Annotated in this window: 25 protein-coding genes; 5 read left to right on the forward strand and 20 right to left on the reverse strand. The window is 64.7% G+C overall.

Going from position 1 to position 25875, the window contains the following annotated elements; genetic code table 11:
• Window positions 1-103: 103 nt before the first annotated feature.
• From CURSPS6_RS06425 to CURSPS6_RS06435, 3 genes are all read left to right on the forward strand, one after another.
• Complete coding sequence (locus tag CURSPS6_RS06425) at window positions 104-1417, forward strand: glycosyltransferase (RefSeq protein ID WP_152978072.1); 1314 nt, start codon at window positions 104-106, stop codon at window positions 1415-1417.
• A 19-nt stretch (window positions 1418-1436) separates the two neighbouring features.
• Entirely contained in the window at window positions 1437-2201 is a 765-nt protein-coding gene (locus CURSPS6_RS06430) for a phosphatase (protein ID WP_030014975.1), read from the forward strand.
• Window positions 2202-2357: 156 nt separating this feature from the next.
• Entirely contained in the window at window positions 2358-3791 is a 1434-nt protein-coding gene (locus tag CURSPS6_RS06435) for a sugar transferase (protein ID WP_030014976.1), read from the forward strand.
• On the opposite strand, the gene CURSPS6_RS06440 is transcribed toward CURSPS6_RS06435, so the two are convergent.
• From CURSPS6_RS06440 to CURSPS6_RS06460, 5 genes are all read right to left on the reverse strand, one after another.
• Window positions 3788-5425: an NAD(P)H-hydrate epimerase gene (locus CURSPS6_RS06440; protein WP_030014977.1), complete on the reverse strand. Its 1638-nt coding sequence runs from the start codon at window positions 5423-5425 to the stop codon at window positions 3788-3790. The genes CURSPS6_RS06435 and CURSPS6_RS06440 overlap by 4 nt on opposite strands.
• Window positions 5416-5820, reverse strand: a complete 405-nt coding sequence (locus CURSPS6_RS06445) for a holo-ACP synthase (protein WP_030014979.1) — start codon at window positions 5818-5820, stop codon at window positions 5416-5418. Before CURSPS6_RS06445 ends, CURSPS6_RS06440 begins: the two co-directional genes overlap by 10 nt.
• Before the next feature lie 123 nt (window positions 5821-5943).
• Window positions 5944-7818, reverse strand: a complete 1875-nt coding sequence (gene glmS, locus CURSPS6_RS06450; protein ID WP_030014980.1) for a glutamine--fructose-6-phosphate transaminase (isomerizing) — start codon at window positions 7816-7818, stop codon at window positions 5944-5946.
• A gap of 109 nt (window positions 7819-7927) precedes the next feature.
• Window positions 7928-9070, reverse strand: coding sequence for a mannitol-1-phosphate 5-dehydrogenase (locus CURSPS6_RS06455; RefSeq protein ID WP_030014982.1), 1143 nt, complete (start codon window positions 9068-9070; stop codon window positions 7928-7930).
• Window positions 9067-11124 carry a PTS mannitol transporter subunit IICBA gene (locus CURSPS6_RS06460; protein WP_030014983.1) on the reverse strand — a complete coding sequence of 686 codons (2058 nt, stop codon included), beginning with the start codon at window positions 11122-11124 and terminating at the stop codon, window positions 9067-9069. The genes CURSPS6_RS06455 and CURSPS6_RS06460 overlap by 4 nt, the downstream gene beginning before the upstream one ends.
• Before the next feature lie 246 nt (window positions 11125-11370).
• Here CURSPS6_RS06460 and coaA point away from each other — a divergent pair, with 246 nt between their 5' ends.
• Both coaA and mscL read left to right on the forward strand, forming a co-directional pair.
• Complete coding sequence (gene coaA / locus CURSPS6_RS06465) at window positions 11371-12327, forward strand: type I pantothenate kinase (RefSeq protein WP_030014985.1); 957 nt, start codon at window positions 11371-11373, stop codon at window positions 12325-12327.
• Window positions 12328-12449: 122 nt separating this feature from the next.
• A complete protein-coding gene (mscL, locus tag CURSPS6_RS06470; protein WP_030014986.1) occupies window positions 12450-12872 on the forward strand; it encodes a large conductance mechanosensitive channel protein MscL in 423 nt (140 codons plus the stop codon).
• A gap of 63 nt (window positions 12873-12935) precedes the next feature.
• Here the strand turns inward: mscL and glmM are convergent, their stop codons facing one another.
• The 15 genes from glmM to secY form a co-directional block, all read right to left on the reverse strand.
• Window positions 12936-14294 (reverse strand): phosphoglucosamine mutase, encoded by a 1359-nt coding sequence (glmM, locus tag CURSPS6_RS06475; RefSeq protein WP_030014987.1) that lies wholly within the window; start codon window positions 14292-14294, stop codon window positions 12936-12938.
• 11 nt (window positions 14295-14305) lie between these two features.
• Entirely contained in the window at window positions 14306-15313 is a 1008-nt protein-coding gene (gene ppk2 / locus CURSPS6_RS06480; RefSeq protein ID WP_082470354.1) for a polyphosphate kinase 2, read from the reverse strand.
• Window positions 15314-15575: 262 nt separating this feature from the next.
• Window positions 15576-16079, reverse strand: a complete 504-nt coding sequence (rpsI, locus tag CURSPS6_RS06485) for a 30S ribosomal protein S9 (RefSeq protein ID WP_030014990.1) — start codon at window positions 16077-16079, stop codon at window positions 15576-15578.
• Window positions 16080-16111: 32 nt separating this feature from the next.
• Window positions 16112-16555, reverse strand: a complete 444-nt coding sequence (rplM, locus tag CURSPS6_RS06490; protein WP_030014992.1) for a 50S ribosomal protein L13 — start codon at window positions 16553-16555, stop codon at window positions 16112-16114.
• Window positions 16556-16845: 290 nt separating this feature from the next.
• Complete coding sequence (locus CURSPS6_RS06495; RefSeq protein WP_082470157.1) at window positions 16846-17859, reverse strand: tRNA pseudouridine synthase A; 1014 nt, start codon at window positions 17857-17859, stop codon at window positions 16846-16848.
• 108 nt (window positions 17860-17967) lie between these two features.
• Entirely contained in the window at window positions 17968-18681 is a 714-nt protein-coding gene (gene rplQ, locus CURSPS6_RS06500) for a 50S ribosomal protein L17 (protein ID WP_030014994.1), read from the reverse strand.
• 97 nt (window positions 18682-18778) lie between these two features.
• Window positions 18779-19786 (reverse strand): DNA-directed RNA polymerase subunit alpha, encoded by a 1008-nt coding sequence (locus CURSPS6_RS06505; protein ID WP_030014995.1) that lies wholly within the window; start codon window positions 19784-19786, stop codon window positions 18779-18781.
• A 173-nt stretch (window positions 19787-19959) separates the two neighbouring features.
• Window positions 19960-20364: a 30S ribosomal protein S11 gene (rpsK, locus tag CURSPS6_RS06510; protein WP_030014997.1), complete on the reverse strand. Its 405-nt coding sequence runs from the start codon at window positions 20362-20364 to the stop codon at window positions 19960-19962.
• Window positions 20365-20393: 29 nt separating this feature from the next.
• Window positions 20394-20762 (reverse strand): 30S ribosomal protein S13, encoded by a 369-nt coding sequence (rpsM, locus tag CURSPS6_RS06515; protein ID WP_030014998.1) that lies wholly within the window; start codon window positions 20760-20762, stop codon window positions 20394-20396.
• A gap of 153 nt (window positions 20763-20915) precedes the next feature.
• Window positions 20916-21029, reverse strand: coding sequence for a 50S ribosomal protein L36 (gene rpmJ / locus CURSPS6_RS06520; RefSeq protein WP_030014999.1), 114 nt, complete (start codon window positions 21027-21029; stop codon window positions 20916-20918).
• 132 nt (window positions 21030-21161) lie between these two features.
• Window positions 21162-21383, reverse strand: a complete 222-nt coding sequence (infA, locus tag CURSPS6_RS06525) for a translation initiation factor IF-1 (RefSeq protein ID WP_030015001.1) — start codon at window positions 21381-21383, stop codon at window positions 21162-21164.
• Between the two features lie 236 nt (window positions 21384-21619).
• Window positions 21620-22795, reverse strand: coding sequence for a 23S rRNA (adenine(2503)-C(2))-methyltransferase RlmN (gene rlmN, locus CURSPS6_RS06530; RefSeq protein ID WP_030015002.1), 1176 nt, complete (start codon window positions 22793-22795; stop codon window positions 21620-21622).
• Window positions 22796-22833: 38 nt separating this feature from the next.
• Complete coding sequence (gene map, locus CURSPS6_RS06535; RefSeq protein ID WP_030015003.1) at window positions 22834-23661, reverse strand: type I methionyl aminopeptidase; 828 nt, start codon at window positions 23659-23661, stop codon at window positions 22834-22836.
• A 124-nt stretch (window positions 23662-23785) separates the two neighbouring features.
• On the reverse strand, window positions 23786-24349 hold the full coding sequence (locus CURSPS6_RS06540; protein WP_030015005.1) for an adenylate kinase: 564 nt from the start codon (window positions 24347-24349) through the stop codon (window positions 23786-23788).
• Complete coding sequence (secY, locus tag CURSPS6_RS06545) at window positions 24346-25656, reverse strand: preprotein translocase subunit SecY (RefSeq protein WP_030015006.1); 1311 nt, start codon at window positions 25654-25656, stop codon at window positions 24346-24348. Before secY ends, CURSPS6_RS06540 begins: the two co-directional genes overlap by 4 nt.
• Window positions 25657-25875 lie beyond the last annotated feature (219 nt).

The following is a 25875-nucleotide window of genomic DNA, read 5'->3' on the forward strand; positions in this document are numbered from 1 at the left end:
AGGGGACTGCATGTCGACATTCTCTCACCCGCCCGCGGAGCCTCCGAACCGTGTGTCCCGGCAGGGGCCGTAACACCCGGCTCCTTCACGTAAGGTGGGGAGAGTGTTGGATTCCGGGGAACGTCAGCGAGGGTCGGTGCATCTGTTCAGCATGCACACCTCTCCCCTCGCCCGTCCCGGGGAGGGCAACGCCGGTGGGCTGAACGTCTATGTTTCACACCTCTCCCAGGCCCTCGCGCGGAGCGGCTATTCGGTGCACGCTTTTACCCTGGCCACCGACATCCGGGACGTCCCGCGCCACCACGGAGACCCCGACCGAGCCGATGCCGGCAGAACCCCGGTCGTCCCCGGGTACACGGTTCACACGATCTACGTGCCGGAAGCCCGCGACGCGACCAAAGAGGACCTGGCGGATCTGCCCGATCGATTCGGGCGCGCATGTGCCCGATACGCCGCGGACCAGGGGCTCTCCCCCGATGTGCTCCACGCGCATTACTGGCTCTCCGGCGAGGCGGCACGATCCTACCGGCGGGCCCTCGGCTCCGGGGCGCCGCTGGTCCTGACGCTCCATACCACGGGCGAGGCCAAAAACCTCCAGTCCGGTGACGGCGAGACGCCGGAACCGCAGCGGCGAATCGATGCGGAGCGCGCGCTCCTGTCGACGGCCGAAGCGACGGTCGTGAACACCTCTGACGAGCGCGATCAGATGCGAAGCCTCTACGGCGCCCCGGAACAAAACCTGCACATCATCCCTCCCGGGGTCGACATCTCGACCTTCCACCCGGCCACGGCCCCGCGTGCGGAGGGGAACGACGAATTCCGGGTCGTCTTCGCCGGCCGTCCTCAGCCGCTCAAGGGCCCCGAAATCCTCATCGACGCCGTGGCCCTGGCCGCAGCGGACGTCCCCGACATTCGGCTGGATATCCGTGGAACGGCCGCCCCCGAGTATCTCGACGGCCTCAAGGCGCGCACCCGCGAGCGTGGGATCTCGGATCGCTGCCGCTTCCTTCCCGCGAGCGGGCGCAGCGAGCTGGCCGAGGCGTTCCGCGCGGCCGACGCCGTCGCCTGTCCGTCGTCCTCGGAGACTTTCGGTCTGGTCGCACTGGAGGCCCAGGCCTGCGGCGTGCCGGTGTTGGCCTCGGACGTCAGCGGGCTGCGCGCCGCCCTCGACGACGGCGCGGCGGGTCTCCTGGTCCCGCAGCGGACCCCCGAGGCGTGGTCGCGCGCCCTCGCCGAGCTCGCCGGAGACCCCGAGGCTCGCGAGCGGCTGTCCCGGGCCGGCATCGCCCACGCGCGGACCCTCGATTGGGACCACGCCGCACACGCCACGGCGGCGCTGTACGACCACCTCATCGCCGCGTCGGAGCCCCCGGCGCCTGACGCCTTTCGATACGGACATCACACCACCCAGAGTTAAGGAGACACCCGTGCCACACCTGGATCGAGAAGCCCTCGGCCGCCATCTCGAGCAGACCAAGATCACCGGCCAGGTCGCGACCGCCCGCGAGATCAACCTGGCTCACATCACGGGTTTCCTCGACGGCAACGAGCACCTCGAATTCGGGGTGGATATGCGTCGATTCTGGACGTGGGACGAGGTCTTCGACCTGATGGTCGAGCGGTGCGGCATCGACCCGGATCGCGATCACCGCGAGGGGCAGGACACGATCGGCACGCGACAGTGTCTGGACGCGCTCGAACGATACCGGCGCCGCTTCTGGTCGGCCGTCGATCAGGGCGCGGACATCCTCTTCGCCACGGGGCACCCCGCTGGGCTCTTTCCGATCTACCAGCATCTCGCGGCGGCCGCCCGCGAGCACGGCGCGCGGGTGCTCCAGATTCGCGAAGGCATCGGCTTCAACGGCGGCGATCTGCGGCAGATCAACGACGTCGTGATGTTCCAGCAGTACGGCTCCCTCGCCCACACGCACTACCCGGAACCCATGCGCCTGGTGTTGGCGCAGCTCTCCGAGGCGGGGACACCCCCGAGCTTCGTCGTGGCCGACCACGGCTGGGCCGGCGCCGCCGCGTCGGCGGGCATCCCCACCATCGGCATCGCGGATTGCAACGACCCGGGGCTCTTCGTCTCCGAGGCGCAGCGCGACCTCGAGGTGTGCGTTCCGATGGACGACAACGTGCTGCCCGGGTATTACTCGGAAGTAACCAATCACATACTCGAGGGCCGGTCGCCGGCTTCCTAGGCGCCATATACTGATGATTTGTACCTAACGGTACAAGGTTTCCTCGCCTACCGACTGGTAGCGAGGTGCGTCGCAGGCTTCTGGGGGTAGGGGGACCACCGAGCTATGTTTTCATTCCGGGGCGATGCCGAGCCCGCCAAAGCATCACCGCACCGCATGACGTGGAACGTCAAGGCGGTTAAGGTTCTATCGGCGACCGACGCCGTGGCCATCGTGGTGGCCGTCTTCGCGGCCCAGTTCCTGCGGTTCGGCTCATCGGATGCCGCGGCCCTGCCCATCGAGAATAAGGATTCCGTCGGGTATTCCATCGTTTCGGCGGCGCTGTGCCTCGCGTGGTGGATCGCTCTCTGGCTCGGTGGCTCCCGTGACGCCCGCATCCTCGGGGCCGGCAACGACGAATATCGAAAAGTCATCTCGTCCTCGCTCTGGGTCTTCGCCGCGCTGGCGATCGCCGCCTACATCACGAGCCTCGAACTGGCACGAGGCTACGTCCTCATCGCCGCGCCCTTGGGCATCGCGGTTTTGACGGCCCAGCGGTGGCTTTTTCGCGCCTGGATCGTCCGGCGTCGCCGCGATGGCCGAGCCCTCATCCGGGCACTCGTCATCGGCGACCCCAAGTCGACCACGCATCTGGTCGAAACCATGAAGGGCGCCCGGAACTACGGATACACCCCCGTCGGCGTGTACTTCGCCGGGGTGGATACCGGCACGGATAGCGAATACGGCGGCGTCCCTCTCCTCGGCCGGAGCATCAAGCCCGAAGACATCATGCAGACCGTCCGAGAGCACGCGATAGACGTCGTGGCCATCTCGACCGGACACATGATCTGGCCTCGTAATCTTCGCCGGCTCGGCTGGCTGCTGGCGGACGAGCACGTCGGCCTCATCATGGCCCCGGCCCTGACCGATATTGCGGGTCCGCGGTTTCACACCCAGCCGCTTAACGGCCTGCCCTTGATCCACGTCTCGACCCCGCGGATGAGGGGACCGGCGGCCTTCGCCAAACGGGTGTTGGACATCCTGCTCAGCGGATTCGCGCTGTTGGTGCTGTCCCCCGTGTTCCTGGTATTGGCCGCCGCCATCAAGATCGATTCGCCGCGAGGCCCCGTCTTTTTCACACAAAAGCGCGTGGGGTACTGCGGCCGGGCCTTCTCGATGTACAAATTTCGCTCGATGGTCCCCAACGCCGAGGAGCTCAAGAATCAGCTGCTTTCCCAGAATGAGGGAAACGGCGTCCTGTTCAAGATGACCAATGACCCCCGCGTCACCCGCGTGGGGCGCATGATGCGCCGCTATTCGCTCGACGAGCTTCCCCAGCTGTGGAACGTTCTCGTGGGAAATATGTCCCTCGTCGGGCCTCGTCCGCCGCTGAAGGACGAGGTTTCCCGATACGAGGCCGATATCCACCGCCGTCTGCTCGTCAAGCCCGGGATCACCGGGCTGTGGCAGATCTCCGGCCGGTCGGACCTCTCCTGGGAGGAGTCGACCCGGCTCGACCTGTACTACGTCGAGAACTGGTCGATCCTCGGCGACGTTCTGGTGCTCCTCAAGACCGTGCGCGCGGTGATCCGTAGCAGCGGCGCGTACTAGTTCATCAGCAGGGCAATGGCCTCGGGGATCCGAGCGGCGGCGATGCTCGGGGGAATCGGCCCCGCGTGCAGCGTGCTGACGCGACGCTGGACGAGGAGGGCGCCGGCGGCGACCCTGCCCCAGGAATCGTCGTCATGCTCGATGTCTCCCCGTTCCACGCGGGCCGCCCACGCCGCGATTCCCGCGCCGAGGATCCCGGTGAGGGTATCGCCGGATCCCGCCGTGGACAGCCACGGGCTGTTGCCCGAATGTGCCCAGCTCAGGGTCGGGCCGGCCACGATGGTGGTCGGCCCCTTGAGCAACACCGTTCCGCCCAGAACCTTTTGGGCCGCCCTCGCCCAGACGAGCGGGGCCTCTTCGATCTCTTCTCGCGTCGGGAAACCCTGGTCGGGGAAGCGACCGTCTTGCAGATCCGAGGCGTTCGCGGCCTCCTGCAACACCCGCGCGCCCCGCTGATTCAGCCTGACGAACCACTCCAGGCACTGCGCCAGCTCGCCGGCATGAGGTGTCATCACGACCCGAGGATCGGCGGGTCGCCCCTCGGCCGCGTCCCGTGCCAGAACATCGAGGGCGGCGGCGTCGGCCACGAGTGGAAGACCGGAGTCGATCGCTTCGCGAATATCCGGCTCCCGGTCCCTGCCGGTTGCGCCCGATCCCACGGCCCAGGCCTGCACGCGATGCGCGCCGACCGACGGGGTCCGCACGGCCTCCGGGCAAGAGATTCCGACGAGCCCCGCGAAGGAGTCGCCACCCGTGTAGCGAACCATGCCGGTGCCGGAGTTCAAGGCCGCACGGATGCACATCAGGCCCGCGCCAGGGAATTCGTCCGAGCCTACGACGGTGCCCAGCACGCCACGGGTGTATTTGTGATCGCCCTCGTATGGGAGGGGCCACACCGAGGAGAAGTCGTTGTCGTACAACGCACGGACCGTCGATTCCGGCAGGTCCTCGTCCAGACCGAGGGGGACGTCCACGACGCGGCCCACGAGCCCGCGGTGCGGCGTCGCCACCAGGCCCGACTTGGCGCCGATGAAGGATACCGTCACGTCCGCGGGGAGCACCGGCCCGAAGACCTCGCCCGTGGTCGCGTCCATTCCTGACGGCGCGTCACAGGCCATCACGAGCGGGTTGCACCCCTCGCCGTTCGACCGGCGCGTCCATCCCAGCCTCGACACGATGCCCTCGACGATGTCCCGCGCCGCGCCGCGGAGGGCCCCGCGTCCGCCGGTTCCCAGGATTCCGTCGATGATCACGTCGGCACCGACGGCAAGGTCGACGGCCCGCTCCTTGGCTGCGTCGCTCTCCGAGCCGTCGACCCGGAGCACGGTCCCGCCAGCGGCCTCGAGGGCGCGGCGGCCTTCCTCGTGGCAACGATCTTCCATGAGAACCGCGGTCACGGACACGCCCTGGGAACGCATGTACGCGCCGGCGAACAGCGTATCTCCCCCGTTATTGCCCTTACCGACGAGCAGGACGGCATGCTTGCCGAACGCGGTCCGGGTGCGGTTGGCAAGCATCCGGACGACGGACTCGCCGAGTCTCCGCGATGCCCGCTCCATGAGCGGCACACCCGCCTCGATCGCCGGTGCTTCGGCCTCCTGAATCTGCCGTGCCGAGTAGGTCTTCAACCCCATGTCATGTCCTCCAGTACCTGTGCTGCGGCCAATTCCTCATCGGTGAGCCGCTCCGCGATAACGCTCGCGACGGCCACTCCGCCGTCGTGAGTGATGCTCACGTGCCATCGATTAATGCCCAGTCGGGCAGCCGTCTCCTGGATGGTCCCGGTGACCACCAGGCGCGGGGCGCCATACCTATTCTTCTCGATCCAGCAGTGCCGCCAAATCATTCCCGGGGGCGCGTGCAGTGCCTTGGCCGTGGCCTCACGCACCGCGAAGCGCCCGGCCAGGGAACGGTCCGGCAGGTCGTGCTCTTCCCGGGTGAAGAGTCGGTCGCGTAACCGCGGGGTGCGGGCGAGTATCTGGGCGAAACGATCGATGTCGACCACGTCCACCCCGGTTCCCATGATCACTGAGCGCCTCCAGCATGTCGTGGTGTTGTGTGATGCGGCCCGGCACCTCCTCATCGGGGCCGACCGGAGCCGATACGCGAAACGCCCGCCACACCGAGATGTAGCGGGCGTTTTCACGTGGTCTTATTCGACCGTGACCGACTTGGCCAGGTTACGCGGCTGATCGACGTCGTAGCCCTTGGCTCCGGCGAGAGCGCACGCGAAAATCTGCAACGGGACCGTGGCCAGGAGCGGCTGCATGAGAGACGGCGCCTGCGGCACGTAAATGATGTGATTCGCGTATTGCTGGACGTCCTCGTCGCCCTCCTCCGCGATGACGATGGTGATCGCCCCACGCGCCCGGATCTCCTGAATGTTGGAGACGACCTTGGCGTGCAGCGAATCCCGCCCGCGGGGCGAGGGAACGATCACGAAGACCGGCTGGCCTTCCTCGATCAAGGCGATCGGACCGTGCTTGAGCTCACCGGCGGCGAAGCCCTCCGCGTGGATGTACGCGATCTCCTTGAGCTTGAGCGCGCCCTCCAGTGCCACGGGGAAGCCCACGTGGCGACCGAGGAACAACACCGAGGAGGCGTCGTGCATCTGAACGCCGAGATCCTTGACCTGCTGTTCGGCGTCGATGACCTCCTGGACCTTCTCCGGCATCTTCTGGAGCTCGTCGAGGATCTCGACGATCTCGTCCGAATACATGTTTCCGCGCAGTTGCGCGAGGTACAGGCCCAAGAGATAGGCCGCGGTGATCTGCGCGAGGAACGCCTTGGTCGAGGCGACCGCAATCTCGGGACCCGCGTGGGTGTACAGCGACGCATCGGACTCACGCGGGATCGAGGAGCCGTTGGTGTTGCAGATCGCGATGACCTTGGCGCCCTGTTCCCGGGCGTGACGGATCGCCATCAGGGTGTCCATGGTTTCGCCGGACTGCGACAGGGCGACGACCAGCGTCTTCTCGTTGACGATGGGGTCCCGGTAACGGAACTCGTGGGCAAGCTCCACCTCGGTGGGGATCCTGCACCAGTGCTCGATCGCGTAGCGCGCGACCTGTCCGGCGTAGGCGGCCGTGCCGCAAGCGATCACGACGATCTTGTCCACCGAGCGAAGCACCGACTCGTCGATATGGATCTCGTCGAGGGTCAAGCGACCCTTCTCGTCCAACCGGCCCAGCAGGGTGTCCCTGACGGCGGCGGGCTGGTCGTGGATCTCCTTGTCCATGAACGAGGAGAAGCCGCCCTTTTCGGCCTGGGTGGCGTCCCACTTGACCTCGAAGGGCTTGCCCTCGGCCGGGTTCCCCTCGAAATCGGTGATCTGGTAGTCGGTCGCGGTGACGGTCACGACCTGATCGTTACCCATCTCGACGGCCTGCTTGGTGTAGTCGATGAAGCCGGAGACGTCGGATCCGAGGAAGTTCTCCCCGTCGCCGACACCGATCACCAACGGTGAATTACGGCGGGCGGCCACGATGCGGTCTTCCTGATCCGCGTGGACCGCCAGCAGGGTGAACGCGCCCTCGAGTCGCTGCGAGGTCAGTCGCATCGCCAGGGTGAGGTCGTGCTGCGCCTGCCCGTTGTAGATGTCGGCGAGCAGAGTCGCGGCGACCTCGGTGTCCGTCTCGGAGACGAATTCATACCCTTTGGCGCCGAGCTCTTTGCGCAGCTCGGAGAAGTTTTCGATGATGCCGTTGTGCACCAGGGAAAGACGGCCCTGGTCCACCACGTGCGGGTGGGCGTTCAGGTCGGTGGGGCCGCCGTGGGTGGCCCACCGGGTATGTCCGATGCCCAGGGTCGAGTTCGGGAGGGGTCGGGCCTCCAGCTCGGCGTCCAGGGCAGCGACCTTTCCGGCCTTCTTGCGGTACTCGACGCTTCCGTCGGCGACGACGGCGACGCCGGCCGAGTCGTAGCCTCGGTATTCGAGACGGCGAAGGCCCTCTAGGACGACATCAAGTGCATAGTACTGACGAGCGGCCGAGTCGGGCTGGCCTACGTATCCAACGATTCCACACATACGGTCAGCTTATCCCACGTGGAGCCCGCATTTGGCCAAGAAACCCGTGATGAACAACGCGGCCCCTCTCCCGTCGAGGAGAGGGGCCGCGTGGTTGCGATCGGGAGTCCTACGCCTGCGCGAAGACCTCCGAGAGCTCGCCGAAGAGCGGATGCCCTGAGTCGATTCCCGTCAACTCCGTGGCCAAGGCGTCCGTGGCGGAACGATCCCCGCGGGCTTGCGCGAGCTTCCCCTGAAGCTCGACGGACTCCGCGTCTTCCGGGACATCAAAGGCCAGCGCGGCGCCGACGGCCGAGAGCAGCGCGGTGGCCTGCTCCCCGCGCTCGGCGAGTTCCGCGGCCGGCCCGATGAACCGCTCGTTCCGCGAGATCTTCCGCAAGGGAGCGCGGCCCACGCGGTCGACCGTATCCGGCAGGTGCGGATTCGTGAAGCGAGTCAGGATCTTGTCCACATAGGCTTGCTGCACCTCGGGGGCGAACCCAAACTTCGCGACCAGCAAGGTCTTGGTCTCGGCCAGCACCGCTTCTACCTGGCTGCGGACCTCCGGCGCGGCGAGGGCATCGGAAATCTTCTCGATACCCGCCCGGTAACCGAAATAGGCCGTCGACGCGTGGCCGGTGTTGACCGTGAACAGCTTGCGCGTGATGTACGGCGCGAGGTCGTCGACCCACGTGATGCCGGGAACCTCGGGGGTCTGCCCGGCGAAGGGTTCCGCGTGAACCGCCCACTCGTGGTAGGTCTCCACCGTGACGTCCAGGCCCTGCCCCGGCTCCTGGTTCGGGACGATCCGGTCGACCGCGGTGTTCGCGAAGATCGCGACGTCGTCGGCCTCCGGGTACACCTCGCGGATCGCCGCGGCGAGCCCGTCCGTCGCATTGATCGCGTTTTCGCAGGCCATCACGGCCACCTTGCCCGCACCCGACTCCGCGCGGGCCTTCAGGCCCTGGGCGATGGCGGGGGCGATGAGCTTCAGGACCGTGGGCCCCACGGCGGTCGTGACGATGTCCGCCGTGCGGATCTGCTCGGTCAGGGCCTCAGGGTCGGTCGCGGAATTGACCCCGCTGAAGTTCGTGACCGGGATGTCCCGAGGCTCGGCGCCGACCTCGTGCACGGTGTACGTGCTTTCCGAGTTCAGCGAATCGATCAGGGGCTGCGCCACGTCGGCGAAGACGAGGTCGTATCCGGCCTCGTGGAGCAGGACCCCCACGAAACCGCGGCCGATGTTTCCGGCGCCAAAATGCAGGGCTTTCATGAATTCACCTTTCCGAAGATGTCGAGGATCTCCTCGGGCGACTGAGCCGCCTCCAGCTGCGCCACGGCCTCCTTGCTCGAGAAGGTCTTGGCGATCTTCTGCAGGAGGCTCAGGTGCTCGCCGCCCGCGCCGGCAATGCCGATCACGAAGCGGGCTTCTTTACCGTTCCACTCGACGCCGTCGTCGTAGCGGACGAAGGACATCGCGGAGGAATGGATCGCCGACTTGGCCTCGTTGGTTCCGTGGGGAATCGCCAGGCCGTTGCCCATGAACGTGGACACCGAGGCCTCACGCTCATGCATGGACTCCAGGTACGACGGGTCGACCTTTCCGGTCTCGATCAGCAACTTCCCGGCCTCGTCGATGGCGGCGTCGCGGTCGGTGGCCCGCCCGCCCAGAACGATCGAGGAGCGGTCCAGAATGACCCGATCACCGGCGGCATCCGAGGCCTCGCCGTCGGAGGAGGCCGTCGCCGTGGCGGCGGTCGCGCCGGCCGCCGAACCCGTCGCGGTCGCCTCTGCGGCGGTGCCCGAGGCCGAGGCCTCTGCAGCACCCTTCGAGGCGCCCTCGTGCTGCTCGCGAATCAGCTCCACGATCTCGTCGTAGCGCGGCGAGCTCATGAAGTTGTCCACCGCGACGTGCTGCGCCGAGGGTGTCGGCGCCGCGGCGCGGTCGGCCAGGTCCTCGTGGGAGACCAACAGGTCGTAGTCGTCCTGCAGCGAGTTGATGGCCTTGTTGACGACCGTGACGTCCTGACCGTACCCGGCATCCTTGATTTTGTTGCGGAGCACCGAGGCACCCATCGCGGAAGATCCCATGCCGGCATCGCAGGCGAAGACGATCGAGCGGATCACCGTGTTCTTGGAGCCGTCTCCCACTAGGGCGCCGGAGACCGATGACTTCTTGCCCTTCATGGACTCCATGTCGGCGGTCGCCTTCGCGAGGTCACCGTCGTCCTTCTTGGAGACCTTGAGGATGATCGAGGCGACCAGGAGCGAGACGATCGTGGCCGTGAGCCACCCGAGGGTGACGCCGAGGATCGCGTTCGGCGGGGCGTTCACGTAGAGGAAAATCAGGGACCCCGGCGCCGCTGGCGAGCGGAGGCCGGCGTGGAAGATCAGCTCGACGAAGACGCCGGACATGCCGCCCAGAATCGTGGCCGCCAGCAACTGCGGCTTCATCAGAACGTAGGGGAAGTAGATTTCGTGAATACCGCCGAGGGCGTGAATCAGTGCGGCGGCGGGAGCGCTGGCCCGTGCGGCGCCGCGACCGAAGAACGTGTAGGCCAGCAGAATTCCCAGGCCCGGCCCGGGATTCGCCTCGAGCAGGAACAGGATGGACTTACCCTGTTGGAGCGCCTGGTCCGTGCCAAGGGGCGTCAGGATGCCGTGGTTGATCGCGTTGTTGAGGAACAACACCTTGGCCGGTTCGATCAGGATCGAGGCCAAGGGCAGAAGCTTCATGTCGATGAGCCAACCGACCGCGCCGCCCGCGATCTCCATGAGCCAGTGCATGATCGGCGCGAGCCAGAACATCGAGGCGATCGCCAGCGCCGCCCCGATGATGCCCGAGGAGAAGTTGTTGATCAGCATTTCGAAGCCGGGCTTGATCCGGCCTTCCATGAACTGGTCGAATTTCTTGACCACCCAGGCGCCCAAGGGACCCATGATCATCGCGCCCAGGAACATGGGCGATCCGGGCTTATCGCCGATGAAGACCGGCGAGGAGGTGGCCAGGATGACGCCCATGGTGGCGACGGCGCCGACGACGCCGCCTCGCACGTCGTGGATCAGCTTGCCACCGGTGTATGCGATGAGGATCGGCAGCAAGTAGGTCACCATCGGGCTGATGGCGGAGTTGATGTATTCGTTGGCAAACGGCCCGTGCCCGCCCTGCGGATCATCGGACCAGAGGAAGAGCGCCGTGAGCAGGCCCCAGGCGATGAAGGCGCCAATATTGGGCATGATCATGGACGAGAGGAAGGTGCCGAATTTTTGCACGCGCACGCGCGTGCCGACCTTCTTCTTCGGGGAGGTTGTAGCGGTGGTAGACAAGGTATCTCCAGGTTCAGAGGGTTCACTTTCTCCGAACCGGGAACCGGGCCCGGACCGCCGGCGCCACCGTTGACGCCGACGCATCGAATCAGTGAATGCGTCATGGCGAGGATCCACGAGTAATTCTCGGCGGCCCCCAATCTGGCACTATCATATCCATTTCCGGCGATCTCGAACCGGGCTTGCGGGATCACGGGACACGCATCGAATTCGAATTCCCCGGACGCGGGTCGTAAACTGCGTGAAATGACCCACTTGACGGCGATCTCTCGCACCTCTCCGTTCGTGTCGCTCGACCGGGAAACGTGGTCGCGCCTTTCGGACGAGATCGAAGTTCCCCTCTCCGGCGATGAAATCGAGAGGCTCCGTGGCCTCGGCGAGACCCTCGATGTCGAGGAGGTCCGCCAGGTTTACCTGCCGATATCGCGCCTGTTGAACCTCTACGCGAATTCGGTCGGGGAACTCAATCAGCAAACCAACCGATTTCTTCACGAGGATCACCAGCGCACACCCTTCGTGATCGGCGTCGCGGGTTCGGTGGCGGCCGGCAAGTCCACGACCGCGCGCCTCCTCCGGGCCCTGATGAGCCGCTGGCCCACGACCCCCAACGTCCAGCTGGTCACGACCGACGGATTCCTCTATCCCAACGCCGAGCTCGAGGCCCGCGGCCTGATGCAACGCAAGGGATTCCCGGAGTCCTACGACAGGCGGGCCCTGTTGCGCTTCGTCTCGGAGATCAAGTCCGGCTCTCCCGTGGTCACGGCGCCCAAGTACTCGCACATGACCTACGACATCCTCGAGGACGACGAAACCGTGGTCACCCGCCCGGACGTGCTGATCGTCGAGGGCCTTAACGTGCTTGCCCCCGCGCAATTGCGTCCCGACGACACGGCCGCCCTCGCCCTGAGCGACTTCTTCGATTTCTCGATCTACGTCGACGCGCGGACGAGCGATATCGAGCACTGGTATGTCGAACGATTCCTCAAGCTCCGGAGCTCGGCATTTACGGATCCGGAATCCTATTTCCGTAAATATGCGGATCTCTCCGACGACGAGGCGCGCAGCACGGCCCGCGATATCTGGCGCCGGATCAACGAGCCCAACCTGGTCCACAACGTGCGACCGACCCGTGGCCGCGCCAAGTTGATCCTCTCCAAGGATGCCGATCACTCGACTCGGCGGGTTCTTCTTCGCAAGAATTAGCGATGTTGTGAAACCCCGGTGGATCTATTTCATTTTTTAGCAATCACCGGTATCGGGGTGATGTAGCGCTCCACAGGTCGAAATGCATTCCTTGAACCGAAATGCATGTGTACGATAACGACATGCTTAAAGGTTTCAAAGAATTCATTATGCGGGGCAACGTCATCGACCTCGCGGTCGGTGTCATCATCGGTGGCGCGTTCAGCACCGTCGTGACGGCCCTCGTCCAGTCGGTCATCATGCCCGCGATCTCGATGCTCGTCGGCTCCCCCAATTTCGATTCGTTCCTGGCCTTCGGGGACATCAAGGTCGGCGTCTTCCTGACCGCCGTCGTCAACTTCCTTCTGGTCGCCGCGGCCCTCTACTTCTGCATCGTCATGCCGATCAATGCGATGAATGCGCGCCGCGCCAAGAAGCTGGGTCTGGAAGACGAAGACGAGACCGAGCCCGAGGTCGCGCTGCTCACCGAGATTCGCGACGCCCTGCTGGCCAATAAGAACGTCACGGGGGCCGATTCCTACATCGATCCCGACCACAAGAACTAGTCCCCCGCTAACGCAACGGGCCCCGCACCACATGGTGCGGGGCCCGTTTTCTTTCGGGTGGCGCTACAGGGCAAGCTCCTTCGCCACGACGTCGGCCAAGCGGGTCGCGTGGCGGTCCACCGTGGGCTGATCCGGCCCCTCAACCATGACGCGCACGAGCGGCTCGGTCCCGGAGGGGCGCAAGAGAACGCGTCCGTCCGCCCCGAGTTCGGTCTCGACGGCCTGGACGGCCGCCTGAACCGCCTCATTCGAATCCGCCGAGGCCTTGTCCACGCCGGGCACGTTGATCATGGTCTGCGGGGCGCGTTCGAAGCGGTGCGCGAGGGTCGACAGGGACAGACCCGTGCGGTTAATCTCCGCCGCCAGGTGCAGGCCCGTGAGGATACCGTCGCCCGTGGTCGCGTAGTCGCTCATGATCACGTGACCGGACTGCTCGCCGCCGAGGTTGTATCCGTTTTCCTTCATGGCCTCGAGCACGTACCGGTCACCGACCTTCGTGCGGATCAGCGAGATCCCCTCGGACGCGAGGTATTGCTCCATCCCCAGGTTGGTCATCACGGTCGCGACCAACGTGTTGTCTTTGAGCTTCCCCGCATCGCGACGCGCAATGGCCAGAATGGACATGATGATGTCGCCGTCGACGATCTCACCGCGTTCGTCCACGGCCAGGCAGCGGTCGGCATCGCCGTCGTGGGCGATCCCGAGGTCCGCTCCGAGCTCGCGAACCTTCGCCTGCAGGCCGGCCAGGTGAGTCGAGCCCACCCCGTCGTTGATGTTGGTTCCGCTCGGTTCGGCCGCCACGACGTGGACCTTGGCCCCCGCGATGTGGAAGGCGTCCGGCGAACACCCCGAGGCCGCGCCGTTGGCGCAGTCCAGAACGATCGTCAGGCCTTCGAGGGCCAGCCGTCCGGGGAGCGTCGAGAGCAGGTGCGTCACGTAGCGATCCTCAGCATCCGCGAAGCGCGAGATCTTTCCGACCTCTCCCCCATCCGGGTACCTGAATTCCTTGGACCGGTAGACCGCCTCGATGCGGTCCTCGATCTCGTCGGGCAGCTTCTTGCCGCCGCGGGCCAGGAACTTAATGCCGTTGTCGTAGAACGGATTATGCGAAGCGGAGATCATGACGCCAAAATCGGCGTCCAGGTCCGCGACAAGATACGCCGCGGCCGGGGTCGGGAGCATCCCGGCGTCATACACATCGACGCCCGAGGACGCGAGGCCCGCCATGATGGCGGCGCCGATGAATTCACCGCTCACGCGCGAATCGTGAGCGATCACTGCCTTGGGTCGAGACCCCTCGGCGACTTGGTCGAATCCAAGGACCAGTGCTGCCGCCTGTGCCAATTCCAAAGAGGACAGGGCGCACATTTTGTCGCTGTTCGCGCGGGCTCGTACACCGTCGGTACCAAATAATCTAGACATCGTTGGTCATTCTACGCATGTCCCCGCTCAACTTCGGACTTGACTACGGGAAACCCCTCACGGTTGCGTTCTTCTTCTTCGAAGACCTCGGTAGCGGGCCCCACGATGAGGCCGTCCGGCGTCCCGACGACGTCGTGGTCTTTATTGGGGTAATCGAACTGGGACAGCACGTACTTCATCGCTTCGAGCCGGGCGCGCTTTTTGTCGTTCGACTTCACGATGGTCCACGGGGCGTCGCCGGTGTTCGTGTAGAAGAACATCGCTTCCTTGGCCTCGGTGTAATCGTCCCACTTGTCCAGGGAGGCCAAGTCGGTCGGTGAGAGCTTCCACTGCCGCACCGGATCCGTTCGGCGGGCCTCGAAACGGGCCAATTGCTCGGCGCGGGTCACCGAGAACCAAAACTTGATGAGGTGGATCCCCGAGTTGACGAGCATCCGCTCGAGCTCAGGGGCCTGCCGCATGAATTCGTAGTATTGGTGCGGCGTGCAGTAGCCCATGACGCGCTCGACGCCGGCCCGGTTGTACCAGGACCGGTCCATCAGCACGATCTCGCCTCCCGAGGGGAGATGCTGAATATACCGCTGGAAATACCACTGCGTCTGTTCGATCTCGGTGGGCTTCTCCAGGGCGACCACCCGCGAGCCGCGAGGATTCATGTGCTCCATGAATCTCTTGATCGACCCGCCCTTACCGGCGGCATCTCGGCCCTCAAAGATCAGCAGAATCTTCTGCCCGGACTCCTTGACCCACAGCTGAAGCTTCAGCAGCTCGATCTGCAGGGAGCGTTTGGTTCTCTCGTACTCTTTGCGTTTGAGCTTTTCGTCGTAGGGATAATCAATGCTCCACACGTCGGATGCGGAATGGTTCTTGTGCAACCGATGCGTCAGGGAGGCGATCTCGTCGAGTTCCGCAGCGTAGTCCTCGGTGACCGAGCGCCGTCGGGCCTGTTTCTTCAAGGCCTCGTCCACCGCCGGGGTCTCCTCCTGTCCGGGTTTGGTCGGGGCTTGGCCTCCGGCCATGACCCGAGCGGCCTGCCGGCTCCGCTCCGAGGGCCGGGTCGTCTCGGTGTCCCCGCGTGGGTCCTCGGCCCGCTTCGCCGTCGAGGCGGGCTTCCCGGAGGCCCCGGGCCCCCGCGGATCGTTCCGATGAGTCTTCTTCGCCATCAGGATTCTCCTTCTCCTCGGCTCCAGTCAGGTCATTTTATCCCGAGGCGGGCGGCCCTTAAACGACAAACCCCTCCCCGCCCGAGGGCGAAGAGGGGTTTGCGCGGTTCCGGGCGAATTAACGCTTGGAGAACTGCGAGGCCTTGCGGGCCTTCTTGAGGCCGGCCTTCTTGCGCTCGATGACGCGGGCGTCACGAGTCAGGAATCCTGCCTTCTTGAGGGCCGGACGATTGTTTTCGAGGTCGATCTCGTTCAGTGCACGAGCCACGCCGAGGCGCATCGCACCGGCCTGGCCGGAGGGGCCACCACCGTGCACGCGGGCGATGACGTCGTACGATCCCTCGAGCTCGAGGAGCTTGAACGGATCGTTGACTTCCTGCTGGTGCAGCTTATTCGGGAAGTAGACATCCAACGGGCGACCGTTGACGCTCCACTGACCCGAGCCGGGGATGACCCTAACGCGGGCGATGGCCTGCTTGCGACGGCCAACGGCCGCACCCGAAACGGTCAACGCGGGGCGCTCGGCGGGAGCGGTCTCGGCGACGGTTTCGGTGGACTCGGAGGTGTACGAGGTCATCTCCTCGCCCTCGGGGTTGATCTGGTCTTCAGTATTCTGAGCCACGATTTCTCCTGACAGTTTCTTCGTAGGCCCGATTACTGGGCGATCTGGTCAAATTCGTAGGTCTTCGGCTGCTGGGCAGCGTGCGGGTGCTCGGCGCCCGCGTAGACCTTGAGCTTCTTGATCTGCTCGGCGGCCAGCTTGTTCTTGGGCAGCATGCCCTTGACGGCCTTCTCGACAGCCTTGGTCGGGTTCTTGTCGAGCAGTTCCATGTAGGAAACCGAACGGAGGCCACCCGGGTAACCGGTGTGGCGGTAGGCCCGCTTCTTCTCGAGCTTGGCACCGGTCAGGGCGACCTTGTCGGCGTTGATGATGATGACGAAGTCACCGGTGTCCACGTTAGGAGCAAAGGTCGGCTTGTGCTTGCCGCGCAGCAGTGTTGCGGTCTGGCTGGCAAGACGACCCAGGACAACGTCGGTGGCGTCGATGACATGCCACTGGCGATTGATGTCGCCGGGCTTCGGAGTGTACGTACGCACGTTAATTTGCCTTCGTGTCGGAATTACTTCATTGGCGCTAGTTGGGTATCGCGCCAGGTCAGGTGCGCTCGAAGGGGTCTGGGTGAGGGCCAGACAACATCCGTTCCGTCCCGATGTCTCGCCGCCCGAGCCATTCGTGGGCCCTGCAACTGGGCGAATGTCTTGGGCGCATGAACCGAGGTGGGACACGCACAACAGCTAGTAACTATACCTAAGTAGCCTGCCTTAATCCACAGCTGTGCGGAACGAAGTGGCGATCTCGCCCACATCGCGGTGGCACACGTCCTCCGTCAGGACCCCGAGGCTGTTCTTTTGGCCCGTGTCTGCTCGGCTCGCCACGCCCACAGGCCCGGGTCTTCCGGGTAGTCGACCCGCTCGAGGATCAGGCCTTCCGGGGGTGCGAGCCTCACCGAGGAGTCTCGGACCGGCTCGGCCAGGCGCGAGTCGAGCCACGCCAGGTCCCGTTTACCTTCGGCAACCAACACGCAGGACCCCACGATGGCGCGCACCATGTTGTGGCAGAAGGCGTCGGCGCTGATGCGCGCCTCGATCAACCCGGTTGCCGCCCGCCGGAATTCCACCGATTGAACGTTCCTGATCGTCGTCGCACCCGCCCGCGGTTTACAAAAGGACAAGAAGTCGTGGAGGCCGACCAACCGATCCCCCGCGGCGTTCAGCACGCTCACGTCCAGTGCCGTCTTGGTCCAGTACGACGTGGCCCGGTTCAGCGGCGACTGACGGGCCAGACCGTCGGCGATGCGATACGTGTACGACCTGGAAAGCGCGGAAAACCTGGCGTCAAAACCCGGGTCCACACGCCGGGCTCCGTGAACCACGATGGCGCCGACGCCTCGGGATGGCGCCCCCGGCCGATCCGGCGGGAAGCGAGCGGAGAGAATCCGCGAGAGCGCCCCGTTGAACTTACGAACCAGGGATGCGCCGGATTCGTCGGTGCCCACCCCGTCGGCTCCGCGCCGCCCGGGAAGCCGCTCCCAGACGTCCGCGGACAGGTCGAAGTGCACCACCTGATGGGCCGCGTGCACTCCCGCGTCGGTCCTCCCCGCGACGGTCAGTTTGATCGAGTCCCTCAGGACGAGGTGGGCCGCCTCTTCGAGGCAGCCCTCCACGGTGATCAACCCCGGTTGCTTGGCCCAACCGGAAAAATATCCGCCGTCGTATCCGAGGTCGAGTCGCACGCGTACCAAGGCCTGACCGCTGACGGGATCGGCCACCGAGACGGCTCCCAACGGGTGCTCCCAGGCTTCCCCCGACGCGTGCACGGGCTCATCGTCACGCTCGTTCATGGCATCTCCTCGTCGTCGGCTCTGCGCAGGCCCCTACAGAATACTCAAGCCCCGCCCACCACGGGGGTGAACGGGGCTTGAGTCACGGCGTTGCTCGCGAGGTATTTCCTACTCGGAAACCTTCTGGGCAGCGGCGCCGCCGGCCGGTGCGTATCCGGCTGCGATAGCGGAATCCGCGGTATCGAACCAGATCTCGGCGCGGGTGTTTTCATACCAGCGCGAACCGGGGACGTGGTACTTCATCGAGTCGCGGTTGCCCTTGATCTGGAAGCCTTCGGGGGCGTCCCCGGACTCCAGCGGCGCGTGCGAACCCGCGGGCAAGTCCGAAGCGGTCGCCTCGGCCGCAGCGGATTCCTCGACGACCGGCTCGGCCGGTGCCTCGGCTGCCGGGGCAGCGGCCTGGTTCGACGCCGCAGCGGCGTTCGCGGCCTGGGTGGCCTCGTCGACTACCGACTTGGACGCAACGGGCTCCATGACGAGCTCGATGACGGCCATGGGGGCGTTGTCGCCCGACCGGTAACCGATCTTGGTGATGCGGGTGTATCCACCGGGACGCTCGGCCATGGCCGGGGCGATGGTGGTGAACAGCTCGTGCACCACGGACTTGTCCGTGAGGCTACGCATCACGCGGCGACGCGAGGCGAGATCGCCGCGCTTCGCGAACGTGATGAGGCGCTCCGCCACCGGACGAAGGCGCTTGGCCTTGGTCACCGTGGTGGTGATGCGCTTGTGCTCGAAGAGCTGCTGGGACATGTTCGCCAGAATCAGGCGCTGGTGCGAGGGGCTACCGCCGAGGCGCGGCCCCTTAGTGGGAGTAGGCATATGACTGTTTCTCCATTGGTCACGGTTCCCGCGTATTCAGCTCGCGGGGACCAAAGATTGTGGTGTGAACTGTGGTCGGCTCGTTGCCGTTCCGAAGCTAGAAGGACTCTTCTTCGTCGCCCTCTTCGTCCTCGGCAACTCGCGCCGCCAGGTCGAAGCCGGCGGGCGAATCCTTGAGGGACATCCCCAACTCAGCCAGCTTGTCCTTGACCTCGTCGATGGACTTCGCACCGAAGTTACGGATATCCATCAGATCGGCCTCGGACCGAGTCACGAGCTCACCCACGGTGTGGATGCCCTCGCGCTTCAGGCAGTTGTACGAACGCACGGACATGTCGAGATCCTCGATGGGCAGCGCCATGTCGGCGGCCATGGACTCGTCGGCCGGCGACGGTCCAACCTCGATGCCTTCGGCTTCGGTGTTCAGCTCACGGGCCAGGCCGAAGAGCTCAACCAGCGTGCTGCCGGCGGAGGCCACGGCATCGCGGGGAGCGATGGCTGCCTTGGTTTCGACGTCGAGCACGAGGCTGTCGAAGTCGGTGCGCTGTTCCACACGGGTAGCTGCGACGCGGAAGGTCACCTTGAGGACCGGAGAGTAGATCGAGTCGACCGGGATGCGGCCAATCTCGGATTCTCCCGTGCCGACCTTGTTCTGCGAGGCGGACACGTAACCGCGTCCACGCTCGATGGTCAGCTCGGCGTTGAAGGTTCCCTTGGCGTTGAGGGTCGCGATGTGCAGATCCGGGTTGTGGATCTCCACACCGGCGGGCACCTCGATGTCCGCCGCGGTCAATTCGCCCGGTCCCTGCTTGCGCAGGTAGGCGACGACCGGCTCGTCGTTCTCCGAGGAGACCGAGAGCTGCTTGATGTTCAGGATGATCTCGGTGACATCTTCCTTCACACCGTCCACGGTGGAGAACTCGTGCAGCACACCGTCAATGCGGATGCTGGTCACGGCGGCACCGGGGATGGAGGACAAAAGCGTGCGACGCAGGGAGTTACCCAGCGTGTAGCCGAATCCGGGTTCGAGAGGCGAGATCGTGAAGCGCGAGCGGTTTTCCTCGACGACTTCTTCACTCAGGGTAGGGCGCTGTGCAATGAGCACTGATGTTTCCTTTCAGCGAGCATCCGCTATATGACGCAACACAGGTTGGGGAAAACAAGGGATAAGGCACCGCGGGCGCGGCACCCGGATAGTTCGCGGCGACGACCGCGAACCCCCAGGCTTGCGATTCCCACATGAGGGAGACACCAGCCTGGTGGACGGCAACGCCTCTATTAGACGCGGCGGCGCTTCGGGGGGCGGCAACCGTTGTGCGCGCTCGGGGTGACGTCCGAGATGGAGCCAACCTCGAGGCCGGTGGCCTGAAGCGAACGAATAGCGGTTTCGCGGCCCGAACCCGGGCCCTTCACGAACACGTCCACCTTGCGCATGCCGTGCTCCTGAGCACGCTTCGCGGCGGTCTCCGCGGCCATCTGAGCGGCGTAAGGGGTCGACTTACGCGAACCCTTGAAGCCCATCTCACCGGCGGAGGACCAGGAAATCACGGCACCCGAGGGGTCGGTGATCGAAACGATGGTGTTGTTGAACGTCGACTTGATATGCGCCTGACCGGCGGCAATGTTCTTCTTATCCTTGCGGCGGGGCTTACGAGCGGCCGCAGCACGAGTCTTTGGGGGCATTAAAAACTTCTCCTACGCGAAAAGGGTGATTACTTCTTCTTGCCGGCGACCGTGCGCTTCGGACCCTTGCGGGTGCGAGCGTTGGTCTTGGTGCGCTGGCCGTGAACGGGAAGACCGCGGCGGTGGCGAAGTCCCTGGTAGCTGCCGATCTCAACCTTGCGGCGGATATCGGCCGCCACCTCGCGGCGGAGGTCACCCTCAACCTTGAAGTTGCCTTCGATGTAGTCGCGCAGCTGAACCAGCTGAGCGTCGGAGAGATCCTTGACGCGGATTTCCGGGCTAACGCCGGTCGCGGCCAAGGCCTCATCGGCACGGGTCTTACCCACGCCATAGATGTACGTGAGAGCAATTTCCACGCGCTTTTCGCGGGGAAGATCTACTCCTGCGAGACGAGCCATAGTGGCGGTTCTCCTTGTAGTTGATCCAGAGGTTTGTGGCATCGCTTCCCGAGTTTCCTCGGTCTCCGGCCTCTGTATCCGGAGGTGTCCCACTGATGGGGAGCGGTACCTTGTAGATGTGCCGACCTGGGTCGGCGTGCGTCGAACGGGCTATTAGCCCTGACGCTGCTTGTGGCGCGGGTTACTGCAGATAACCATGACCACGCCGTGGCGGCGGATCACTTTGCAGCTATCGCAGATCGGCTTCACGCTCGGCTGAACCTTCATCGCATTCCTTTGCGTTGTTGCAACTTGTAGTTGTTCCGGGGCCCGGAGAGCATCCGGTCCCCTTTCACGCAGACAGGCACCACCCATAGGGGTAGCGCCCTTCATCCGCCGCACGGGGCGACGGTATGAGATCTACTTGTAGCGGTAGACGATGCGACCACGCGAGAGATCGTACGGAGAGAGCTCAACAACCACGCGGTCCTCGGGGAGGATCCGAATGTAGTGTTGACGCATCTTTCCGGAGATGTGTGCAAGAACCTTGTGGCCGTTGTCCAGCTCCACGCGGAACATCGCGTTGGGCAGGGCTTCCACCACTGCGCCTTCAATCTCGATTACGCCGTCTTTCTTGGCCATATCCTCCGCTAACGTCGGTGACCCACGCTGAGTGCGCGGGGCATGCTTTTGATTCTTTCCGCCTGTCCGAGCAGGAAAATACACGGATGGCAGACACAACCAACAGTCAAGTGTACGCCATACCTTGCTGTATGTTAACCCGGAGTTGGGGCAGAGGCATCTGTGACGTTGGTCGCCACGACGCCGCGCCCCGGCGGGCCGGGCGTCGCGACGGCGGGTCGTCGCGGCGTCGTCTCCTAGCTCGCGGCGGCGAGCTGCCCGCAGGCCCCGTCGATGTCCGATCCTCGGGTATCGCGCACGGTCGTCGGGATGCCGTGCGCGCGCAAGCGCTCCACGAAGTTCTGCTCGACACCGGGTCGCGAGGCGGTCCACTTGGATCCGGGGGTCGGGTTCAGCGGGATCGGGTTCACGTGAACCCAGCCTCGTCCGCGCTGGGCCAGCTTCTTGCCCAAGAGATCCGCGCGCCAGCCCTGATCGTTGATATCGCGGATGAGCGCGTATTCGATCGAGACCCGGCGTCCGGTCTGGCGGTAGTAGTCGTAGGCCGAGTCGAGCGCCTCATCGACCTTCCACCGGTTGTTGATCGGGATCAACTCGTCGCGCAGCTCATCGTCCGGGGCGTGCAGGGACAGCGCCAAGGTCACCGGCAGGTTCTCCTGCGTGAACTTGTACATGCCGGGAACCAGGCCGACCGTGGACATCGTGATGCCACGAGCGGAGATTCCCAGGCCCTCGGGCGACGGATCGATGAGACGGTGTACGGCCCCGAGCGAGGACTTATAGTTGGCCAACGCCTCTCCCATGCCCATGAAGACAATATTGGAGATACGCAGGGGCTTGGTCTCTTCGGGGCCGTTCTCGGCGCCTTCGAGGCCCTCCATCTCCTTGACCATCCGGGCGCCGGCCACGACCTGCTCGACGATCTCGGCCGTCGAGAGGTTGCGGGTCAGCCCGGCCTGGCCGGTCGCGCAGAACGGGCAGTTCATCCCGCAACCCGCCTGCGAGGAGATGCACATGGTCACGCGATTCGAATACCGCATGATCACGGACTCCACGAGGGCCCCGTCGAAGAGGCGGTGAACCAACTTCAGGGTGTCTCCCCCGTCGGCCTCCAGCGTATTGACGGTCGTCAGCAGCGTGGGCATCGCATCGGAGACCATCTGCTCGCGCGTCGCGGCGGGCAGGTCCGTCATATCCGCCGGGTCGGTCACGAGCCGTTCGAAGTAGTGCTTGGACAGCTGGGAGGCGCGGAAGGGCTCGTAGCCAAGTTCCTTGAGGAACTCCTTACGACCCTTGAGATCGAAGTCCGCGATGTGGCGGGGAGGCTTGCCGCGGCGGGGCGCCTGGAGCAGAATTTTGCCCGGCTCGGGGCGGGTGGTGATTTCGACGGGCGTCGACGTCTCAGATGACATGATGGTGCCCCTTCTTCCTCGGTGCGGTGTGATGGTGTTCAGTCAGGGATGGGGGCTACGGTGACCCCGAGTTTGGCCAGTTCTTCGGCGCCGCCGTCTTCGGCGGTCAGGACCCAGATGCCATCCCGGTGGAATGCGACCGAGTGTTCCCATTGGCTCGCGTGAGATCCATCGACGGTCTTGATGGTCCAGTCATCGTCGAGGGTCACGGTCTCCGTCGATCCTGTCACAAGCATCGGCTCGATGGCCAGGGCCATCCCCGCCTTGATCCTGGGACCTGAATCACGGGTCCGGTAATTCGGAACGTCCGGCGCCATATGCATCTCGGTGCCGATCCCGTGACCCACAAAGTCTTCGATGATTCCGTAGGTTCCGCCGGACTCCTGACGGATGTAGGCCTCGATCGCGTTGCCGATCTCGCCCACGCGGTCGGCCGAGGCCGCCGCCGCGATCCCCCGCCACATCGCCGCACGCGTCATCTCGGAGAGGTCCGCATCGGCGGTGCTCGCCTGCCCGACGAGCACCGTGCGCGCGGAGTCTCCGTGCCATCCGTCGACGATCGCTCCCCCATCGATCGAGATGATGTCCCCGTCCGCGAGCGGCTCGTCGTTCGGGATTCCGTGAACCACAACGTCGTTGGGAGAAGCGCAAACGGTCGCGGGGTACCCGTAGTATCCCAGGAAGTTCGAGGTTGCCCCGTACTCGCTCAACACCTCCCGGAACGCCCGGTCGATGTCCAGCGTGCTCACGCCGACCGCGGTCGCCTCGACCGCCGCGTCCAGAGCACGCGAGGTCACGACTCCCGCGCGCACCATTTTTCGGAGTTGATCATTGCTCTTGTACTCGATTTTGCGTCGACCGAACATGCCGCACTTCCTCGTTGCCGGTTCTCAGATGATGGAGGGGATGATCCCCGATGCGAAGCGGGCCCCCGACGCCATGGCGGTCGGGGGCCCGTCGCGATGCCCTCACGCGAGGGTTACGCCGTGGTCAGCGGACGGCCGACAAAAGCCGCTCGGTGACCTCGTCAATCGTGCCGAGTCCGTCGACGCGGGTCACGATGCCGCGGGCCTCGTAAAGGTCCACGATCGGCTCGGTCTCCTCGGCGTAGACGTCGAGACGATGACGGATGACCTCTTCGGTGTCGTCGCTGCGACCCTGATCGGCTGCACGACCCAGGAGGCGCTGCACGAGCTCCTCGTTATCGGCGGTCAACAACAGGACGGCGTCGATTTTCTGATCCAGGTCGGTCAGGATCGAATCCAGCTCTTCGACCTGTGCGGTGTTTCGCGGGTAGCCGTCGAGGAGGAATCCGCGGGCGGCGTCGTCTTGAGCCAGACGATCCCGAACCATGCGGTTGGTCACCGAGTCCGGGACCAGGTTCCCGGCGTCGATGTACTCTTTCGCCTCGCGGCCCAGCTCGGTCTGGTTCTTGATGTTGGCACGGAAGATGTCCCCCGTGGAGATGGCCGGAATGGACAGCTCCTCGGAGATCTTGGTCGCCTGGGTGCCTTTTCCGGCGCCGGGAGGGCCGATGATGAGCAAACGGTTCATCGCAATAGTCCTTCGTAGTGTCGTTGTTGTAGCTGTGCATCGATCTGCTTAATCGTGTCCAACCCGACGCCGACGACGATCAGCAACGACGTACCACCGAACGGGAAGTTCTGGTTCGCGTTGAACATCACCAGAGCGATCAACGGAATCAGGGCAACGATGCCGAGGTACAGCGAACCGGGCAGGGTGATGCGGTTGAGCACGTAGCCAAGGTATCGCTCGGTCGGCCGGCCCGCACGAATGCCGGGGATGAAGCCGCCGTACTTCTTCATGTTGTCCGAGACTTCCTGCGGATTGAACGTGATCGACACGTAGAAGTACGCGAAGCCGACGATCAGCAGGAAGTACAGGATCATGTAGATCGGGTGGTCGCCCTTGACCAGGTTGGCGTTGATCCAGTTGACCCATTCGGGCGGCGGGGTGCCGTCCTTGGGCGTCGAGAACTGCGCCAGAAGGCCGGGAAGCATGAGCAACGACGACGAGAAGATCACGGGGATCACGCCGGCCATATTGACCTTCAGCGGGATATACGTGGTCGTTCCGCCGATGGTTCGGCGTCCCACCATGCGCTTGGCATACTGCACGGGGATTCGTCGCTGGGACTGCTCCACGTAGACGACCGCGATGATGACGACGAGCCCGATGCCCAGGATCGCGGCGAAGATGCCCCAGCCCTGAGTCTTGAAGATCTGGCCGAGCGCGGTCGGGAAGGAGGCGGCGATCGAGGTGAAGATCAGCAGGGACATGCCGTTGCCCACGCCGCGCTCGGTGATCTGCTCGCCGAGCCACATGATGATTCCCGTGCCGGCGGTCAGCGTGATGATGATGATCAGGACCATCAGGATCGAATCGTCCGGGATGACCGGCAAGGGGCAATTGCCCAACAGCGCGCCGGAGCGGGCCAGGGAGATGATGGTGGTCGCGTTGAGCAGGGCCAGACCGATGGTCAGGTAACGCGTGTACTGCGTCAGCTTCTGCTGGCCCTGGCCGCCTTCCTCGTGCAACTCCTGGAATCGGGGAATCACCACGCGGAGCAGCTGAACGATGATCGATGCCGTGATGTAAGGCATCACGCCCAGCGCAAAGATCGACAGCTGGAGGAGCGCGCCGCCGCTGAAGAGGTTGACCATGTCGTAGATACCACCCGTGGTACCGCCCATGGCGATGCACTGCTGCACGTTCCCGTAGTCGACCCCCGGCGCCGGCACGAAAGTACCGGCGCGGTAGATCACGATGACCGCGAGCGTGAACAGCAGCTTGCGTCGTAGATCGGGGGTTTTGAACGCCCGTCCGAAAGCGCCGAGCACTTGGCCTCCTGTAAGAGTATGTTCGCACGGGATCGCGTCGCCGCCCCTCCTGGAGGCAGGCCGATCCCATTAGTCCTTGGTTAGTCTAACGGCAATGCCCCGCGGGAGCCCGATTCTGTGAGACAGCCCGCTGAATCAACCGAAAGTTCTCGGGACGCAACAAGGTCCCTCCCCGGTATCCGGGAAGGGACCTTGTTCCTAAGAACTGGAGTCGAGCAT

It is taken from the genome of Curtobacterium sp. S6 (assembly GCF_000710345.2).
Lineage (GTDB): Bacteria > Actinomycetota > Actinomycetes > Actinomycetales > Micrococcaceae > Rothia.